At 62.8% G+C, this 18,530-nt stretch carries 20 protein-coding genes; 7 read left to right on the top strand and 13 right to left on the bottom strand.

The window, feature by feature from the left end:
* The first annotated feature begins 110 nt into the window (after positions 1-110).
* A complete protein-coding gene (locus NKJ94_RS08705; RefSeq protein ID WP_352524321.1) occupies positions 111-1,589 on the top strand; it encodes an esterase-like activity of phytase family protein in 1,479 nt (492 codons plus the stop codon).
* Between the two features lie 56 nt (positions 1,590-1,645).
* On the opposite strand, the gene NKJ94_RS08700 is transcribed toward NKJ94_RS08705, so the two are convergent.
* Positions 1,646-2,434, bottom strand: coding sequence for a L,D-transpeptidase (locus NKJ94_RS08700; protein WP_352524319.1), 789 nt, complete (start codon positions 2,432-2,434; stop codon positions 1,646-1,648).
* Between the two features lie 198 nt (positions 2,435-2,632).
* On the opposite strand from NKJ94_RS08700, the gene NKJ94_RS08695 reads away from it, so the two are divergent.
* Positions 2,633-4,105 (top strand): MATE family efflux transporter, encoded by a 1,473-nt coding sequence (locus tag NKJ94_RS08695; protein ID WP_352524318.1) that lies wholly within the window; start codon positions 2,633-2,635, stop codon positions 4,103-4,105.
* Between the two features lie 9 nt (positions 4,106-4,114).
* Here the strand turns inward: NKJ94_RS08695 and NKJ94_RS08690 are convergent, their stop codons facing one another.
* Positions 4,115-5,323: an MFS transporter gene (locus NKJ94_RS08690; RefSeq protein WP_352524316.1), complete on the bottom strand. Its 1,209-nt coding sequence runs from the start codon at positions 5,321-5,323 to the stop codon at positions 4,115-4,117.
* A 157-nt stretch (positions 5,324-5,480) separates the two neighbouring features.
* Between NKJ94_RS08690 and NKJ94_RS08685 the strand changes: the two genes are divergently transcribed.
* Positions 5,481-6,056, top strand: coding sequence for a TMEM175 family protein (locus tag NKJ94_RS08685; protein ID WP_352524315.1), 576 nt, complete (start codon positions 5,481-5,483; stop codon positions 6,054-6,056).
* A gap of 7 nt (positions 6,057-6,063) precedes the next feature.
* On the opposite strand, the gene NKJ94_RS08680 is transcribed toward NKJ94_RS08685, so the two are convergent.
* Entirely contained in the window at positions 6,064-6,345 is a 282-nt protein-coding gene (locus NKJ94_RS08680) for a hypothetical protein (RefSeq protein ID WP_352524313.1), read from the bottom strand.
* Positions 6,346-6,474: 129 nt separating this feature from the next.
* Between NKJ94_RS08680 and NKJ94_RS08675 the strand changes: the two genes are divergently transcribed.
* On the top strand, positions 6,475-7,344 hold the full coding sequence (locus NKJ94_RS08675) for an SDR family NAD(P)-dependent oxidoreductase (RefSeq protein ID WP_352524311.1): 870 nt from the start codon (positions 6,475-6,477) through the stop codon (positions 7,342-7,344).
* 69 nt (positions 7,345-7,413) lie between these two features.
* On the opposite strand, the gene NKJ94_RS08670 is transcribed toward NKJ94_RS08675, so the two are convergent.
* The 3 genes from NKJ94_RS08670 to NKJ94_RS08660 form a co-directional block, all read right to left on the bottom strand.
* A complete protein-coding gene (locus NKJ94_RS08670) occupies positions 7,414-7,845 on the bottom strand; it encodes a low affinity iron permease family protein (protein WP_352524310.1) in 432 nt (143 codons plus the stop codon).
* A 169-nt stretch (positions 7,846-8,014) separates the two neighbouring features.
* Entirely contained in the window at positions 8,015-8,656 is a 642-nt protein-coding gene (locus tag NKJ94_RS08665; protein ID WP_352524309.1) for a DapH/DapD/GlmU-related protein, read from the bottom strand.
* A 127-nt stretch (positions 8,657-8,783) separates the two neighbouring features.
* The gene (locus NKJ94_RS08660) at positions 8,784-9,272 is read right to left on the bottom strand and encodes a CreA family protein (protein WP_352524307.1); all 489 of its coding nucleotides are present in this window, start codon (positions 9,270-9,272) and stop codon (positions 8,784-8,786) included.
* A 206-nt stretch (positions 9,273-9,478) separates the two neighbouring features.
* On the opposite strand from NKJ94_RS08660, the gene NKJ94_RS08655 reads away from it, so the two are divergent.
* Positions 9,479-10,057: an SCO family protein gene (locus NKJ94_RS08655; RefSeq protein WP_352524305.1), complete on the top strand. Its 579-nt coding sequence runs from the start codon at positions 9,479-9,481 to the stop codon at positions 10,055-10,057.
* Positions 10,058-10,068: 11 nt separating this feature from the next.
* Complete coding sequence (locus NKJ94_RS08650) at positions 10,069-10,941, top strand: 50S ribosomal protein L11 methyltransferase (protein WP_352524303.1); 873 nt, start codon at positions 10,069-10,071, stop codon at positions 10,939-10,941.
* A gap of 39 nt (positions 10,942-10,980) precedes the next feature.
* On the opposite strand, the gene NKJ94_RS08645 is transcribed toward NKJ94_RS08650, so the two are convergent.
* Entirely contained in the window at positions 10,981-11,325 is a 345-nt protein-coding gene (locus NKJ94_RS08645) for a hypothetical protein (RefSeq protein ID WP_352524301.1), read from the bottom strand.
* A gap of 35 nt (positions 11,326-11,360) precedes the next feature.
* Between NKJ94_RS08645 and NKJ94_RS08640 the strand changes: the two genes are divergently transcribed.
* Positions 11,361-13,205 (top strand): aminopeptidase P family protein, encoded by a 1,845-nt coding sequence (locus NKJ94_RS08640; protein WP_352524299.1) that lies wholly within the window; start codon positions 11,361-11,363, stop codon positions 13,203-13,205.
* Here NKJ94_RS08640 and NKJ94_RS08635 read toward each other — a convergent pair.
* From NKJ94_RS08635 to ligA, 6 genes are all read right to left on the bottom strand, one after another.
* Positions 13,195-13,485, bottom strand: coding sequence for a LysR substrate-binding domain-containing protein (locus NKJ94_RS08635; protein ID WP_352524297.1), 291 nt, complete (start codon positions 13,483-13,485; stop codon positions 13,195-13,197). The two genes, NKJ94_RS08640 and NKJ94_RS08635, sit on opposite strands and share 11 nt — an antisense overlap.
* Positions 13,448-14,086, bottom strand: a complete 639-nt coding sequence (locus tag NKJ94_RS08630) for a LysR family transcriptional regulator (protein ID WP_352524295.1) — start codon at positions 14,084-14,086, stop codon at positions 13,448-13,450. The genes NKJ94_RS08635 and NKJ94_RS08630 overlap by 38 nt, the downstream gene beginning before the upstream one ends.
* Positions 14,087-14,456: 370 nt before the next feature.
* The gene (locus NKJ94_RS08625; RefSeq protein ID WP_352524294.1) at positions 14,457-14,753 is read right to left on the bottom strand and encodes an AzlD family protein; all 297 of its coding nucleotides are present in this window, start codon (positions 14,751-14,753) and stop codon (positions 14,457-14,459) included.
* Positions 14,750-15,478 carry an AzlC family ABC transporter permease gene (locus NKJ94_RS08620; protein ID WP_352524292.1) on the bottom strand — a complete coding sequence of 243 codons (729 nt, stop codon included), beginning with the start codon at positions 15,476-15,478 and terminating at the stop codon, positions 14,750-14,752. Before NKJ94_RS08620 ends, NKJ94_RS08625 begins: the two co-directional genes overlap by 4 nt.
* Before the next feature lie 122 nt (positions 15,479-15,600).
* The gene (locus NKJ94_RS08615) at positions 15,601-16,293 is read right to left on the bottom strand and encodes a DUF2461 domain-containing protein (protein WP_352524290.1); all 693 of its coding nucleotides are present in this window, start codon (positions 16,291-16,293) and stop codon (positions 15,601-15,603) included.
* Positions 16,293-18,500: an NAD-dependent DNA ligase LigA gene (gene ligA, locus NKJ94_RS08610; protein ID WP_352524289.1), complete on the bottom strand. Its 2,208-nt coding sequence runs from the start codon at positions 18,498-18,500 to the stop codon at positions 16,293-16,295. The genes NKJ94_RS08615 and ligA overlap by 1 nt, the downstream gene beginning before the upstream one ends.
* Positions 18,501-18,530: the final 30 nt, after the last annotated feature.

The raw sequence follows: 18,530 nt of genomic DNA, 5'->3' as shown, positions 1-18,530 counted from the left end.
CAAATATCATGTTCGCGTCCTAGATCGCTTCTCCGAAGGCTTTCGCGGCATCGTCGATGCGGCGCGGCGCTTTTTCAGGTCCGGCACCTTTGTTACCAAAGAGGATATCCATGAAAAACCCGCACCGAACCGCGTCCCTCGCCGTCGCGCTGGCGATGTTCACCGCCTCGACTCCGGCCTTGGCCGACAACTCCGCGACCGTCGGTGGCGTCAGCTTCGTCAACAAGGGGCTGGTCGGCGTCGGCCGTATCCCGGCCAGCCAGAAGGACAAGTTCGGCGAGACGTTTGGCTCCGGCTCCGGCATGGCGATCGACGCTGCCGGCTGGACGCATGGCGCGGACGGCTACAAGGGGTCGCTATGGCTGTTGCCGGATCGCGGCTACAATGTCGTCGGCACCACCGATTACCGGCCGCGCCTCAACACGATTGCCATCGAGTTCGCCCCGATCGCGCCGGGTGCAGTACCAGCCGCCGGCCAGGAACAGTCGGGCGTCAAGGCGACGCTTGCCGACACCATGCTTTTGACCGACGACAAGGGCGCCGATGCGACCGGCCTCGATCCGCTCAACGGCGTGCGTGCGGCGACCGACGACATGCCGATCCTGCCCGAAGCCAACGGCAAGCTCGCGCTCGACGACGAGGCGATCGTGCGGCTGTCCGACGGCACCATGTTCATCTCGGACGAATACGGCCCGAACATCTACCGCTTCTCCGCCGACGGCCATCTGATGTCGGCAACGCGGCCGCCGGCAGCCCTTGTCCCGATGCGTCATGGAACGCCGAATTTCGCGTCCGACAATCCTGGGCCTGGTGCGGCGGAGCCCGATCCGAAGGATCCCGAGACCGGGCGCCAGAACAACCAGGGCCTCGAAGGCATGGCGCTGACGCCGGATGGCAAGTTCCTGATCGCCGTGTTGCAATCGGCCCCGCGGCAGGATGGTGGCGATTCCGCCTCGACGCGCCAGAACACGCGCGCGCTGGTCTACGATGCCTCGGATCCCGCCCAGCTCAAGCTCGCGCATGAATATATCGTGCCGCTGCCGGTGTTCACCGATGCCAAGGGCAAGACCAAGATTGCCGCGCAGAGCGAGATCGTGGCGCTGTCGGACAAGACCTTTCTGATGCTGGCGCGCGACAGCGGCAACGGCCAGGGGCTGAAGGGCGACACTTCGCTCCATCGCGAGATCAGCATCGTCGATGTGTCGGCGGCAACCGACATCGCCGGCAGCGAGTTCGACAAAGACAAGCCAGTGGCGCCCAAGGGTGAGCTCGATCCATCGGTGACGCCGGCCAAGCTGACGCCGTTCATCGACATCAACGACAAGAGCGAACTCGGCCGCTTCGGACTGCACAATGGCGCGCCCAACGACCGCAACAACCTTTCAGAGAAGTGGGAGGCGATGTCGGTGGTGAGCGTCCTCGATCCGAAGCTGCCCGACGACTATTTCCTGTTCGTTGCCAATGACAACGACTTCCTCACCCAGGACGGCTTCCAGGTCGGCGCGCCCTACAAGGCCGAGGACGGCGCCGATGTCGACACCATGTTCCTGGTCTATCAGGTCACGATTCCCGGCTTGGCCGGGAAGTAGCGACACCCATGCAGGCGGACGCGCCGACCGCATCCGCCTAGAGATCGTGAAGGCACTTACCTCAACATCTCTGCGTCCTTTGGCACACCCGCATCGATCGGCTCGGCCGTCCTGTTCGACACGGCGGTGGTCTTCGCGGCGGCCGACAGGTTCGGGCGCACGAAGACCGGCGCGACGCCGTTAACGCGGCTGTAGAGGTCGATAATGTCCTGATTCATGAAGCGCACACAGCCGGACGAGGCGTTCTTCCCAATGGAATCCCACTCCGGCGTGCCGTGCAGCCGGTACATCGTGTCCTTGCCGTCGCGGAAGAGATACAGCGCGCGGGCGCCTAGCGGGCTCTGCGGGCCGGGCGGCATGCCGTCCTTGTATTTCGCCAGTTCCGGCCGGCGCTGGATCATTTCCGGCGGCGGCGTCCAAACCGGCCACATCTTCCTCGCCTGAACCACGGCGCTGCCGGTCCATCCGAAACCGGCCTTGCCGAGGCTGACGCCATAGCGAATCGCCTTGCCGCCGTCGCGCACCAGATAGAGGAAGTGCTCGGAGGTATCGACGACGATCGTGCCGGGTTTTTCTCCGGTCGGGTCGGACACGATCTGGCGCACGAACTTCGGATCGATCTTGGCTACCGGGATTGCCGGCAGTTGATAGCCCTCGTCGACGCGCGCGGCATACATGCTTGCGACATCGCCGAAAGCCGGTTCGCTTGGCGCCACTGTCAGTGGCGGCGTCACCACGTCCGTCGTGGTGCACGCCGAAAGAGCCACGGATGCCGCGCCCAAAGCGGATGCACCGAGAAACGCGCGCCGGTTCAGGCGCTCAAAAAACAACGGAATATCGGACATGCCCCCCGCTTACCCATAGGATTTAGTAAGGAATGCGGCCCCCCGCATCCAGGATCAATATCCGATTCCGGAAGCTTTGAGAACATGATTAGATCAAGGCGCGCTAGACGGAATTTGCAACGCCGCATCGACCTGTCCCGTTAAATCGGCAATCATTGCGGACCGGAACCCAAACAAGCCGTCGCCGAGTTGCCTGCCATGGACGATAAGATGCCCGCGCGCCGGCGGACCGGCGATCTCACCAGTGGCCCCATCCCTCGCACGTTGCTGCTTTTCGCCCTGCCGGTGCTCGGCTCCAATGTGCTGCAATCGCTCAACGGCTCGATCAATGCCGTGTGGGTCGGCCGCTTCCTCGGCGAAGCGGCGCTGACCGCCACGTCCAACGCCAACCTCGTGCTGTTTCTCATCCTCGGCACGGTATTCGGCATCGGCATGGCGGCGACCATCCTGGTCGCGCAATCCGTGGGCGCTCGCGATCTGCCCGAAGCCCGCCGCATCGTCGGCACCAGCGCCACGTTCTTCTTTCTTGTCTCGGTGGTGTTCGCGGTCTGCGGCTGGATCTGGGTCGATGCGATCCTGAATGCGCTCGGCACGCCGGCCGATGCCTTGCCGCTGGCCCGCTCCTATCTGCGCATCATATTCATCGCCGTGCCGATGATGAACCTGCTCTCCTTCGTCATGACGATGCTGCGCGGCGCCGGGGATTCGCGCACGCCCTTCTTTTTCATGGCGCTGGCCGTCGTGCTTGACGTCATTCTGAACCCACTGCTCATCCGCGGCATCGGCCCGTTCCCCGAACTTGGCATCGCCGGCTCGGCCACCTCGACGCTGATCGGCCAGGCGGTGAGCGTGATTGCCATTCTGATCGTGCTTTATGCGCGCAAGCATCCGCTGCGGCTGGCCGGCGCCAATCTCGCCCTGCTCCGGCCGGACCCAACGCTGCTGCGCATCGTCGTCGTCAAGGGCGTGCCGATGGGCCTGCAGATGATCGTCGTCTCGGCCGCGGCGCTGACCGTGATGGGCATGGTCAACGCCTACGGCTCGCAGGTCGCAGCCGCCTACGGCATAGCCGCACAGCTCTGGACTTACATCCAGATGCCGGCGCTCGCCATCGGCGCCGCGGTCTCGTCCATGGCGGCGCAAAATGTCGGCGCCGGACGCTGGGATAGGATCGGCCGCATAGCGGCCTCCGGCGTCGGTTTCAACCTCGCCCTGACCGGCGCGCTTGTCGCGCTGCTGTTCCTGTTTGACCGCGCGGTGCTCAGCCTATTCCTCAGCAGCGACAGTGCGGCCATCGACATCGCAGTGCACATCAACAACGTGGCGTCCTGGTCCTTCATCCTGTTCGGCATCACCATCGTGCTCTTCGCCACCGTGCGCGCCACCGGCGCGGTGATGCCACCGCTGATCATCCTGGTGATTTCGGTGCTGCTGGTACGCACCAGTTTCGCCTATTTCTTCCGGAGCATGATCGGCGAGCAAGCGCTGTGGTGGAGCTTTCCGGCCGGCTCGATAACCTCGCTCGTGCTGGCCGCGGCCTATTATCGCTTCGGCCTCTGGCGCGCCATGCACATGATCGAGAACCGGCCGGCTGCCGGCGAGCCGCCGGATACCGGCCTCGGCGTACCGCGCCAGCGCGCGCATCTTTCGCCGGAGATACCGAACGGCTGAAAGACCGGCTCAGCGGGCGTATTTCGCGCCAAACCCGAGCGCCACCAGGGAAAAGACGACGATCATGCCGGCAAAGGCCAGGCTTGCCACGGTCGCGCTTGCCATGGTCGACAGGACGCCGATGCCGATGACCGGCAGTGCATTACCGCAAAAACAGCAGATGAAGAAAGCGGAAACCACTTCGGCGCGCCGGTCGGCCGGCGCGATCTCGTTCACCACCTGCAAGCCGCCGCGATAGCCGAACGCCGCCGACACGCCGCACAAGGCGGTTGCGACGATCATGATGGCCATCGAAGCCAAGACCTGCGCCGCAACGATCAGAGCAACGGTCGGGATCATCAGGGCAAGTGCCGCAAACATTGTGGCTCGGCTCGAAAGACGCGTCGTCGCCAGAATGGTGGCGGCAGCCACGATCGCCAGTTCGAAGAACAGAGCGCCAGCTTCGGCATGGTTGGTTACCTGCAGTTGCTGCGCCAGGATGCTCGGCGCCAGTGCTGCATAAAAGCCGACCAGCGACATTGCGCCAAAGCCGGTCACCGCCGGCGCGACGAAACCCGCGCGGATGTCATCAGGCAGCGAAAGCCGCGGCCGCATCGAGACATCAGCCAGTTTCCCCGGCCGCGAAACGGTTTCCTGCGTACGCCAGATCAGCATGGTGACAATCGCAAGCATTGCCAGGTAGACGACGAATGTCAGCCTGAGCGGCCAAGGCGCGTATTCGGCGAGCAAGCCGGCCCCAAGCGCACCAAGGCCGAGGCCGAGAAAGTTGGTGCTGGTGGCAATCGTCGCCGCCTGTGACTTGTCGTTGGTCGAGAGCAATTCGGCGAGCCAGGCGGTGCCGGTGCCGGCGCCGACCCCAATTGCCAATCCGCTCAGAATCCGGGCGATGTCGAGCCAGGCGACATTTTCGGCGAACAGGAAGAACGCGGCGCTGACGACGGCCACCGCCATCCCGGCCAATGCCATCGGACGGCGCCCGATGACGTCGGACATGCGCCCGAACACCAAAAGCGCCGCCAGATTGCCGACGACGTAGACGGCATAGACCAGCGTCAAAGTGATCTGCGAGAAGCCGAAGGCCTGCTTGTAGATGACGTAAAGCGGCGTCAGCGCCGTGCTGCCAGCGAAAAGGGCCGCGATCATGGCAGCGACGGCGGCCGCCGCAGCGTTGCCGCCGAGTTCGTGATCGCGCGTCATGACTTGAGCGTGAGCGGTCATTTTTCGATCTTTTGATATTCGGGATCTGACACTCTAACGCCTTTTTCGCGTAAGCCGTTCCCCCTCCCCCTCTTGCTCCTGACAAATTTGGCAGCTTTTGCCGATGGCGCTGAGTGATATCCTCTTTTAAGTTTTGAGGATTGTTAGGGAAGCAATTATGGGAAAGGGACGGGTCGAAGCATTCACCGATGGCGTGGTCGCCATCATCATCACCATCATGGTGCTGGAATTGAAGGTGCCGCATGGCGAGGATTTTTCGGCGCTGGCACCGCTGTGGCCCGTCTTTCTCAGCTATGTGCTTTCCTTCATCAATGTCGGCATCTACTGGAACAATTTGCACAATATGTTCCATACCGTGCAGCGGGTCGACGGCCGCGTGCTGTGGGCGAACCTCAACCTCTTGTTCTGGCTATCGCTGATGCCGGCGACGACGGCCTTCATGGGCGAGAACCATTTCGCGCCGGTGCCGGTTGCCGTCTATGGCGTCGACCTGGCGCTCTGCGCCATCGGCTTCAACATCCTCACCATGGCCCTGCATCGACTGCACGGCAACGAGACCCTCTTCGCCAGGGCGTTGGGCAACGACCTCAAGGGAAAGATCTCGCTGGTCCTCTATCTTTCCGCCATCGCGCTGACCTTCGTCAATCACTGGATCGGTGTCTCGATCTATGTCCTGGTGGCGATGATCTGGTTGGTGCCGGACAGGCGGTTCGAGCGGCTGATCGAGAAATAGGCCCCGTTTAGCCTCGCATTGCTTTCAGCTTTTCCGCTACCGAAGCGGCAAGGTCGGCGTAGCGCTCCTCCAGCCGCTCGGCCGCCTTGATCACTGAAAAATCATGGCCGAATTTTTCCAGCGCCATGCGCAGCTTTTCGACGAATTCGGCCTGTTTTTCGAGCGCCGAAAACAGCGTCGTCACTTGCGCTTCGCTGATGTCGGGATTGGCGAGCATCTGCGGCACCTCGCGGCTCATCTGGTCGCCGGTGGCGGTCTGTTCTTTCAGGATCTCGATCCAGTCGGTCAATCGTCAGGTCTCCTTTTCCGATATCAGCATGCGCACGCCCGCCGACGCGGTCAACCCGAAGATGCCGACACCTGCTTGCGCGAGCCTCTTTCCGCGCTAAGTTCGCCGCGGCCAGAACAGGAGAAAATCATGACCACCGACGCCGAGATCCAGACCGCTTTGCCCGCACTCGCTTCCGGCAATGTCGCCGTCATCACCGGCGCGGCCAGCGGCATCGGCCTTGCCGCGGCCAAACGGCTGGCGGCGTTGGGCATGAACATCGTGCTGGCCGATATCGGCGGCGCACGCCTCGACGAGGCCCGACACGCCGTCGCCGCCATCGCCGGCGACAGCGCCGTACTTGCCGTCGCCACCGACGTCTCGAAAGCCGACGAGCTCGACCGGCTGGCCGAAAAGGCATTCGACACCTTCGGCGACGTGTCGCTGCTGATGAACAATGCCGGCGTCGGCAACAATCCCGGCAAGCCGTGGGAGAACCGCGACACCTGGAAACGGCTGCTGGATATCAATTTCTGGGGCGTCGTCCATGGCGTCGAGGCCTTCGCGCCGCGCATGCTGGCGGCGGGAAAGCCGGGCCTGATCGTCAACACCGGCTCCAAGCAAGGCATCACCACACCGCCCGGCAACCTCGCCTACAATGTCTCCAAGGCGGGCGTGAAGACCTATACCGAAGGCCTGGCGCACGCGCTGCGCAACGAGCCCGGTGCCAAAATCGCGGCGCATTTGCTCATTCCGGGGTTCACGTTTACCGGCCTGACCGGTGCGGATGAGAAACCGCCAGCGGCCTGGACCGGCGAGCAGGTCATCGACTTCATGCTGGCCTCGCTGCTGCGTGGCGATTTCTACATCCTGTGCCCCGACAACGAGGCGACCCGGTCCATGGACGAAAAGCGCATGGCCTGGGCGATTGGCGACATCATCGAGAACCGTCCTGCTCTGTCGCGCTGGCACCCGGACTACAAGGATGCTTTCGCGGCATTCATGACGCGCAGCGCATGATCCCGAGCCGAAGCTCAGCGTAGCAAAGAATCGGGTCCGATCTTCGCAGGTATGCGCCGGACCTTTATATCACGCCGCCGCGTGCTTCTTCGTGTTCCGTTTCTTCGCCATGGCTTTCTCGGCTGCCAACTCGGCAAGCTTCTGATCATGCCGCTTCGCTGCCTGTTCGCATTTCTTGCGGATCTCTTCGACCTCGGTCTCGGTCAGGTGTTCGATACCGATGAAGGTGTTCTGGGCTGTGCTGACCCGGATCAATTCGTCGAGCTTCGCCTGGATCGCGGCGCCATCGCGGTTCTGGGTGTTCTGGATGAGAAACACCATCAGGAAGGTGACGATCGTCGTGCCGGTGTTGATGACGAGCTGCCAGGTGTCCGAAAAGCCGAACATCGGCCCGCTTGCCGCCCAGACGACGATGATCAGGAAACAGACAGCAAACGTCGGCGGCAGGCCGGCAAAATGGGCGACGTTGTTGGCGATCCTGGTGAAAAGCTTCTCAATCATTCAAACTCCCTCAACGGCCGGGCGACGAACCCGGACGGAAGCCGAGTTCATTGTGTCAGCAGAAACAGTTGGCAGCCGCTCCTGGTTCCCTCGTGGCGGAAGGTCGCGGGTACATTGTTGGAGGACCAGATCGCGCAGGCCGTCGGACCGCTTGCAGATAGGCCCGAAGTCAGGCGGCGCCGTTTTCCCAGCGGTCGAGGAAAGCCTCGATGGGCAAGGCCTGCATGTCGGGAACTGCCGTGGCCAGCTTCTCGACCGGCCAGTCCCACCAGGCGAGACGTTCGATCCGGGCGGCAGTTTCCGCGCTGAAGCGCAGGCGCAGTTGCCTAGCCGGAACGCCGGCGACAATGGCATAGGCCGGCACGTCGCGGGTCACCACCGAATTGGCACCGACGATCGCGCCATTGCCGATCACTACGGCCGGCATGATCACGGCGCCATGGCCGATCCAGACATCATGGCCGATGCTGACGGCTTTCGCCCGCCGCCGGTCCCGGAACGCCTGATCGACACCCAGCCAGCGGAAGTACTCGTTAGGCCGGTAGCTGATCTTGTGCTGGGTCAGCCGCTCGACCGGATGCTCCAGCGCGTTGATGCGGCTGTTTGCGGCGATCGAGCAGAATTTGCCAATCGTCGTGTAGATCGCCTCGGCGTGACGCTCGAAGTAGGAGAAGTCGCCGACCGTCACCTCGCGCAGGATGACCCGCTCGCCGATCGACGCGTAGCGTCCAAGCTTGCACGCCTTCAGCTCCGCCGTCGGATGTATGCGCGGCTCGGGATCTTTCAGGACAAGGTGTTCGGGACGATCCATGCGCGCGCTTTACGCCGGCACGCATAGTCTCGCAAGCCGACTACGGCGCCGCGCGTCCGTTTGGACGCGCTAAGGACGCTGCAGCACTTTCAATTTCTACTTCGGCTAATTTCTATTTCGGCCAATTCTATTTCGGCTTGCCGTTGGTCCACACCACGTTCTGGCCGTAGAGCGGCACGGTGGTGACCGACATTTTTGCCGAGCCGTCCTGCACCTGGCGCGAATGCGACAGGTAGATCAGCGTCTCGTTGGCCTTGTCGTAGATGCGGTTTACCACCTGCTTCTTCCAGATCAGGCTGATGCCTTGCTTGAAGACCTCCTCGCCGGCCTCGCTCATGTCGATGTCGCCAATGGTGATCGGCCCGGTCTGGCGGCAGGAGATCGAAGAATCGGACGGGTCCTCGAACCAATTGCCCTTCTGCAGGCGATCGATCACGCCGCGGTCGAAATAGGAGACGTGGCAGGTCACGCCCTCGACCTTCGGATCCTTGATTGCCTCGACGATGATGTCGTTGCCGAGCCAGTCGACGCCGACCTTGCCGACTTCCTCGGCGGCGGCAGCGCCGGCGCCAATGACAAGGCACACGGCCAACGCGCCGCCAATCAGTTTTCGCAAAGAGACCTCCTGCGGTTCGAATTTTGCCGACCTCAGGTGGGACGAACGGCAGCGCTTTGCAAGCAGATCGCCTTCCCACAGGATTGCCCGGTTGCGGCAACGCGACATCTTTGCGTCCGCGCGACCGAACCGCTAAGAGTGTTCGCCAAGCCAAGGCCTTCACGGCGCGAATTCGGCGGCCGATGAAATCACGACGGACTTCTCTGATGATGCGTTCAATTCTGGTCGGCATTCTCGTCCTGATGGCCGCAGGCATCGGCTGGCTCACCTTCGACTGGTACCGCGGACATTATGGCGGCGAGCCGTTCGGAGCACCGTTCACGCTGGTCGACCAGAAGGGCGGGCCGGTCACCGAAGCCGCCTTTCGAGGCCACCCCAGCGTCGTCTTCTTCGGCTTCACGCATTGTCCGGAAGTCTGCCCGACCACGCTTTTCGAGTTGGCCGGCTGGCTGAAGACGATGGGCGACGACGGCAAGAACCTGCGCGCCTATTTCGTTACGGTCGACCCTGAGCGCGACACGCCCGAAATCATGAACGCCTTTGTCAGCAATTTCTCCGATCGCATCCTCGGCATTACCGGCGATCCGGACAAGGTCCACGCCATGGCCAAATCCTTCGGCATCTACTGGAAGAAAGTCGACACGAACGACGGCGACTACACGATGGACCACACCGCTTCTGTGCTGCTGCTCGATGCCAAGGGCGATTTCGCCGGCACCATTGCCTACGGCGAAAGCCCGGACACCGCCATCGCCAAGCTCAAACGGCTGGCGGCGGAAGGTTGACGTATCCAGTAATGACGCAGACGCGTTTGTATTTCACCGCGGGCAAGATCGAGGCTGACCGCATCTTCGCGGCGCTCGGCGCGGCGTTCGACGACGAAGGCCTGCCGGTTGCGTTACTTGAGGTCGACGAGGACCGCGATATTCATGAAGTATCGCTCTATGCCGACGACGACGTCGATGCGATCGAGGCGCGGCTGCGGGACGTCCTTGCCGGACTGTCGCTGTCGAAGCCGATAGCGCGCGAAACGCTGCCCGACGTCGACTGGGTGGCGCGCTCGCTGGAGGGATTGAAGCCGGTGCGGGCCGGGCGCTTCTTCGTCCATGGCGCGCATGACCGCAGGAAGCGCCACAGCGGCGAACTCGCCATCGAGATCGAGGCCGGCCTTGCCTTCGGCACCGGCCACCACGGCACCACCGCCGGCTGCCTCGAAATGCTGGAGCAGGTCGTGCGGCGCGAGCATCCGCGCAACGCGCTCGACCTTGGCACCGGCAGCGCGGTGCTCGCCATCGCAGTGGCCAGGCTTGCGCATATTTCGGTGCTGGCGACCGACATTGATCCGATCGCCGTCAAGGTGGCCGCCGCCAATGCGCGGCTGAACCACGTCAAGGCGCTCATCGAAACGGTGGCTGCACCCGGTTTCCACCATCCGATCTTTGCCGCGCGCGCGCCTTTCGACCTGATCGTCGCCAACATATTGGCGCGGCCGCTGATGCGCCTGGCGCCGCAAATGGCTGGGCATATCGCGCTCGGTGGCTCGATCGTCCTGTCGGGCATCCTCGACCGCCAGCGCGATGCGGTGATCGCGGCCTATGTCGGCCAGAAATTCCGGCACGTCCGCACCTTGCACCGCGAGGGCTGGGTGACGATCCATCTCAAGCGCTGAGGCGGAGCGCTTTCAACGCAAGCCGGAATTCGCTCGGATCTAGCGCGAGATTGCCGCTTTCTTCAGTTCTTCGCGATCGTAGCCGTGAGCCTTCAGCGTTTCATCGTCAAAGCCAAGCAGAACGCCGCTCACATATCGGCTCGCTTCGCGCTGGCGAGCTTCGATCAAAGCGCTCATGGCGCTTCTGAAAAATCCGCGTCTGGCTGAAATCGTGGACATGATGGTCTCCTTTGCAGGCAATAAGACGCTTTCCTCCACGTTAAGAAGGTAAGCCTTGCTGACGCTTTTTGAAATCGCCGATTCTGCATGGCCTCTATGCGCAAAAAGACACTGTAGCGGCCAGCCATGATCGGTCCGAAAATCGATTCCGATTTTCGAAGTCATGCGCTACGGTCGCGCCAGCATTCGAGGAGAGCCATATGTTCCAAACCTTCGATTCCGCCGGCGACCCGGCCGTTGGCAAGCCGCGCGTGGCAATGCTACGCCAATGGCTGGCGGCGAACGGGCTGGATGGTTTCATCGTGCCCCGCGCCGATGAGCACCAGGGCGAGTATGTCGCCGACCGCTCGGCACGGCTGAAATGGCTGACCGGCTTCAGCGGCTCGGCCGGCGTCGCCATTGTGCTTGGCGAGCGCGCCGTCATGTTTGTCGACGGGCGCTACACGCTGCAGGTGCGCCACGAGGTCGATCTCGGCATCTTTTCGATCGAGAGCCTCGTCGACAATCCGCCCGCCAACTGGATCAAGGACAATCTCGGCAAGGGCGTGCGGCTGGGCTTCGATCCGTGGCTGCAGACGATCAGTGACGTCAAGGCGCTGAAAGCCTCGGCCGAGAAGTCCGGCGCGACCTTGGTGCCGCTCGAACAAAATCCTATCGACGCAATCTGGCAAGATCAGCCCGGGCCGCCATTGGCACCGGTAGAGATCCACCCGATCGGCTTTGCCGGCGAACTGGCTAAGGACAAGCTGGCGCGGCTGGCGGCGGCTATCGAGAAGGACGGCGCCACCCATGCCGTGCTGACTGACCCCTCCTCCATCGCCTGGGCCTTCGACATTCGTGGCGGCGACGTGCCACACACACCGCTGGCGCTCGGCTTTGCCGTGCTCGCCGCCGACAGGTCGCATCTGCTTTTCATGGACCAGCGGAAGTTCTCACGCACCGTCGCAGCCTATTTGACGCAGCTCGCCGAATTGCACGAACCCGGTGAATTCGAAACGGCGATCGTCACCCTGGCCAAGGGCGGCGCAAAAATCGCGCTGGACCCGGCTCTGGCGGCGGAGAAGCTCAGTATGCTGGTCGAGGACAATGGCGGCACCGTCATTGCCGCGCCGGATCCGGCCCGCATTCCACGCGCAACGAAAAACCAGGCCGAGATCGCCGGCGCCCGCGCCGCGCATCACCGCGACGGCGCCGCTGTCGCCAAGCTGCTGTGCTGGCTCGACCGTCAGGAGCCCGGCACGCTCGACGAAATCACCGTTGTCACCAGGCTTGAGGAGACGCGCCGGCAAACCGGCGAAGAAACACAGATGCCGCTGCGCGACGTCTCGTTCGACACCATCTCCGGCGCCGGCCCCAACGGCGCCATCATGCACTACCGCGTCTCCCGCGCCACCAACCGCAAACTGGAGAATGGCGAACTGTTCCTGCTCGATTCCGGCGGGCAGTACCAGGACGGCACCACCGACATCACCCGCACAGTGCCGATCGGCACGCCGACCGAGGAGATGCGCGGGCGCTTCACGCTGGTGCTGAAGGGTATGATCGGCATCTCCATGCTGCGCTTTCCACCGGGCACGCGCGGCTCCGAAATCGATGCGGTGGCGCGCCTGGCGCTGTGGAGACACGGCTGCGATTTCGCCCATGGCACCGGCCATGGCGTCGGCTCCTATCTGGCCGTGCATGAGGGCCCGCAGCGTATTGCCAAGACCGGCACCGAAAAGCTGCTGGCCGGCATGATCGTCTCCAACGAGCCCGGCTACTACAAGGAAGGCTCCTACGGCATCCGCATCGAGAACCTCGTCCTGGTGACGCCGGCCGAGATGGTCGACGGCGGCGACATCGCCATGCACGGCTTCGAAACGCTGACGCTGGCGCCTATCGACAAGCGGCTGATCCGGTCGGACCTGCTGACCCGCGATGAGCTGCATTGGCTCGATCAATACCACGCGCGGGTGCTGGCTGAGATCGGGCCGATGCTCGACGGCGAGGCGTTGGCCTGGCTGGAAAAGGCAACCGAACCGCTGCCGCACGACTTCAAGCAATAGCCGCGGCGGCAACGCCGGTTGACAGGCTTTGCTCCGCAAGCAGTCCCTGCAGAGCCGTGACGTTGGGAGAACCGGCTCCCTTGCGCCAGAACAACACCGTGACGGCATTGTCTTCGTCAGAGGGCAGTTCGTGCAGCTTTAGCCAGCGGCTCTCCGGGAAACCCGAAAGCACACTTTTCGGCATCAGCGCTATGCCCATGCCAGCCACCACGCAACCAAGGATGGCATGGTATGAACCGAGCTCAATTGGTTTTTTCGGCCATGAACCCTCTGCGCGCATACCATTGTTCCAGCCGCTTGCGGTGCGGGCAGCCGTGCTCAAAGGCTATCATGGTTTTGGGCATGTCCCGGTGGTCCTCGACCGAAATGCGCGATGCCGCAGAGACAATGACCAACTGCTCGTGAAATGCTGACTGCTTTTCGAACGGAGCATCGGCGATCGGCTCGGCTGCGAACGCTGCATCGAGTTCGCCGGCAAGCATGGCGGTCGCGAGAACCTGTGGATTTCCGGTGCGCAACTGGATCTCTACTTCGGGATAGCGTGCGTGATATTCGGCGAGCAGGCCCGGAAGCCGTGCCGCGGCGGTGCTCTCCATCGCACCTAGGCGAAGCGTGCCGCGCGGGCGTGGATCGAGCATCGCCGTTCGCGCCTCCTCTGCAAGCGCCAGCAGCCGGTCTGCGTAGCCGATCAACCTGTGGCCGGCAGGCGATACGTGCAGTCGCTTACCCTCCCGGATAAACAGCTGCACACCGAGATCCTCTTCGAGCTGCCGGATGCGTGTGGTCACGTTCGACTGCACGCGAAACAGTTTTTCCGCCGCTCTGGTGATTCCGCCTTCGCGCACCACCGTGCGGAAGATGCGCAGATCAGCTAAATCCATCAATCTCTCCCGCAGAATGAAATGATCTTAATTATTCATTTTATGTGATGAAGCGTCTCCGGTAAATCGCCTGTTGTCAGCCTCAATCAGGACGGACCACAAGGGAGATGGAAATGTCGCCTGAGCCCTTCGGCCTCCAGCCCATCGATCTGAGCGCATTGACGCCAAAGCAGCGGGAGGCAATTTATACCGACGCCGTGCGACGCGCCCATCGGGAGAGATCAGCGGCGATCCGGCTGAGCCTGTCGTGGGTCGCGTCGATATTCAAGAACCGTGCGTCCTGGACAGGCGCTATCGTGTCGTTCGTTACGCTTGCGAGCGTTATCGCGAAACGCACGCGTCGAACTCACCGTCAGACGAACGTCGACGATTACCCCATGACCTGCCGTGCAACGATCAGCACGGCCGCACCGGCCAGGAACATCGCCATCAGCCCGCCGCGCAGCGAGACCAGGCCGGCGACGATCAAGGCCAACCATTCCGCCGGTCCGGCGCTCAGGGCCGCCGGCGCCACCAGCGTGGTCAGCACCGCCGCCGGCACGGCGTTCAGCCCAGCCTCGACCCGAGGATGGATGTTTTCGAAGCGCGAGATCACCAGATGACCGCCGATGCGTGTCAGATAGGTCGCGATCGAAGCGGCGACGATGATCCACAAGGTCGTGCTCATGGCCGCGCCTCCACGCCGCTGTGGCGGGGCGGCAGGATGACGGCGAGCAGCACGCCGGCTAGCGCGCCGATGGAGACATGCCAGGGCGAGCCGACCGTCTTGTAGGCGATGATGGAGGCGGCAGCGCTGGCGACGACCACCGGCAGCCACAGCGGCCTCTTGCGGAAGCTCATGACCAGGCCGAGAAAATAGATCGGCAGCAGGAAGTCGATGCCCAGCGCGTGGGTGTCGGGGATAAGCTTGCCGAACATCGCGCCGAGCGCACTTTCGATGACCCAGAACAGATAGACCGGCAGCCCAAGCCCCATATACCAGGCGAAGCCGACGGTCTCACCGGCTTCCGCCTTGCGCTCGGCCACCGCGAACTGCGGATCGGTGAGCACGAAATAGCCTATCGCCTGCTGCACCAGCGGCCAATGCGCGATTCGCCGGCCGATACCGGCCGAATAGAGCACATGGCGAAAATTCACGGCGAAGATCGACAGCACGATCAGCCACGGCGCGACATGCTGGCCGAACAGCTCGATGCCGACCATCTGGCTGGCGCCGCCGAAGACCGTTGCGCTCATCAAGAACGCCTCAAGCACGGAAAACCCGTTGTCGACTGCGAGCGCCCCGAACAGCAATGCAAACGGCGCCGACGCCACCACGACGGGCATGCTGAGCCGCACGCCGTCCCAGAAATCGTTTTTCACACCGTTTTCTGAGATTGCTTCCGCCGACATCAAGCGCTCCTTGGGAAGGGTCGTATGTAGGGAGGGCCGCCCGGCTTGTCACACCAATTCGCTTGAGGCAAACGATCAGCGGAAATGATGGCTGAAGCGTCGCGGCAAGCTCGCTTCCGTGCCTAGCGCGGCGAAGCCTTGCCTTCGATTGCCCTGCCCCAGTCGAGCAGCGGTTTTGCCCGCATGGCAAAGTCGACAAGCTCGTCGACCAATCCAGCTCCGTAGATACCCGCCGGCTCGATCGCGTGCAGGACGGCAAAATGCCGGTTGCGGATCGCAGCAGCGAGATCGGGCTCGGCGATATGCTCGAAGCCGCGCGGCGTACGCTTCATGCAGCCGTCCGGGTCGAGCTCGAGGCCGTTCTTCTTCAGCGTCGCGACCAGAGCGCGGAACTCGGCCGGCCGCGCTGCAATTGCATTGCGCAGCGCCAGCAACAGCTCCGGTCCGGGCTGCCACCAGGCAACGCCGGCAAAGCAGCGCTCGAGTCCGATATGGACGAAGAACACGCCCTGTTCCATCTTGGTACCGTCAGGCGAAAGGATCGCCGACAAATGCCGATTGTAGGGCCGCTTGTCCTTGGCGAAACGTACGTCGCGATTAATCCGGAACAGCGACTTCTTGCGGTCGCCGCGCAGGCCGAGCCTCAATGCCGCGAAGCGCTCGGAGAGCGTTTCGACCAGATCGCCGAAGGGGTCGCGCAGTTCGCATTCGAAAAGGTCGCGGTTTTCCAAAAACCACTCCCGGCTCTGATGAAAATCGAGCGCCTTGAGGAAGGGAATGGCTTTCTGACCAAAACCATTGAATTCAGTCGGCATCACGCGCCCTTGCTGATCCGCTCGAGCCAGGCATCCTCGTCGATGACTTCGATACCGTGTTCGGCAGCCAGCTTGAGCTTGGAGCCAGCACCGGGCCCGGCGACGACGAGGTCGGTCTTCGCGGAAACTGAGCCTGCAACCTTCGCGCCAAGACGTTCAGCCATCGCCTTGGCCTCGGGGCGCGTCAACTTTTCCAGCGTGCCTGTAAACACGATTGTCTTGCCGGCGACCGCACTATCGGCTGAGACGTTCACAATGTAGGGCTTCGGGTGGACCTGTGTGAGCAGCGCTTCAAGCACGTCGTCATTGCGTTCATTGCCGAAGAAATCGCGAAGCGCGCCTATCACCGTATCGCCGATGCCGTTGATCGAAGGAAAAACGGTGTGTGGATCGGCTGCCGCTGCTGTCTCCTTGCCAATGCGGATCAACTCCTCGATCGTCGAGAAGGTTCGGGCAAGCACAGCGGCCGTCGTTTCGCCGATATGGCGGATGCCCAGTGCAAAGATGAAGCGATCGAGTTCCGGTTCGCGGCGGGCATCGATGGCGGCGAAGAGCTTGTCGAGGCCCTCGTAGTTGCGTTCCTCGACACTGCGTACGTTCTTGCGCGTCTTGCCCGATGCGGCCTCGCGCTGCCTGGCCTGCTCCTCCCGCCGCTCCGCCAGCGCCTTGGTGACGGCGGGACGGCGGTCCCTGAGAGTGAAGATATCGGCGGCTGTCTTGATCAACCCGACATTGAAGAACAGATCTATGTTTTCAGCGCCCAGGCCTTCGATATCCATGGCGCCGCGTGACACGAAGTGGCGCAATCCTTCCACGGCCTGCGCGGGGCAGATCAGTTCGCCGGTGCAACGTCGGCGGGAATCTTCCTTGCCAGTCTTCTCGTTGATCTCGCGCGTTGCGGGTGAGCCGCAGATCGGACATTTGTGCGGGAATTCGTAAGGCACGGCATCGGGCGGACGCTTGTCGGCCACGACGCTGACGATCTGCGGAATGACGTCCCCTGCCCGCTGGATGACCACCGTGTCGCCGATACGTACGTCATTGCCGTCGCGGATCGGCTGGCCGTTGCTGTCCAGACCTTTGATGTAATCTTCGTTGTGAAGCGTGACGTTTTCGACCACGACGCCGCCGACCGTGACGGGTGCAAGCCGGGCAACGGGCGCCAGCGTACCCGTACGGCCGACCTGGATGTCGATCCTGAGCACGGTTGTCATCGCCTGTTCGGCCGGAAATTTGTGGGCCACGGCCCAGCGTGGTTCGCCGGTGACGAACCCCCATCTGCGCTGCAACTCCAACTGGTCGACTTTGTAGACGACGCCGTCGATGTCGTAGCCAAGTGATGAGCGCTGGGTTTCGATAAGGTGATAATGCGCGACCAGTTCCTCGACCGACTTTGCCCGTACCATCAGCGGACTGATCTTGAACCCCCACTCCGCGAATTTTTGCACGGAATCGTACTGGGTCGGAGCGGGATCCATTGAGGTATAGCCCCAGGCATAGGCAAAGAACTTGAGGTTGCGGCTGGCGGTAACGGACGGGTCCTTCTGGCGGAGCGACCCGGCCGCCGTATTGCGCGGATTGACGTAATCCTGGCCGCCGATCGCCGCCGAGCGTTTCTTCAACGCCTCGAATTCCGCGTAGGTCATATAGACCTCACCGCGTATTTCGATGACCTCCGGCCAGCCCGATCCCTTCAAGGTCTTGGGGATGTCGGCGATGGTCCTGAGATTGGCCGTGATGTCCTCGCCAACCGCACCGTCGCCGCGCGTTGCGCCCTGCACGAACACGCCGCCTTCATAACGCAGCGAAGCCGATAGCCCGTCGATCTTCGGCTCAGCCGTGAAGGCGATGTCCAGATCCTTGTCGCGGTCAAAGAATCGCCGGCCCCGTTCGATGAAGTCAGCGACGTCCTGGTCGGTATAGGCTTTGGCGAGGCTGAGCATCGGCAGCGCGTGGCGCACCTTGGCAAAGCCTTCCGCTGGCGGCGCGCCGACCCTGCGCGAAGGCGAATCCTCGCGCACCAAAGTGGGGAAGCGCTGTTCGATGGCGAGGTTGCGCTGCGTCAGCGCATCATATTCCGCGTCCGTGATTATCGGCGCGTCCTCGCCGTGGTAGCGCCGGTCGTGCTCGGCGATCTTCTCCGCCAACCGCTTCAACTCGCTTGCCGCCTCGCTTTCGCTGAGCGAATCGACTGGTTTTTCGTCCATGCACTGCTCCCTCCACGGTGGCGCGACACA

Source organism: Mesorhizobium sp. M0060 (assembly GCF_040323155.1).
In the GTDB taxonomy this organism is placed as follows: Bacteria; Pseudomonadota; Alphaproteobacteria; order Rhizobiales; family Rhizobiaceae; genus Mesorhizobium.
The sequence above is the reverse complement of the archived record's forward strand: the minus strand, read 5'-3'. Positions and strand labels throughout refer to the sequence as shown.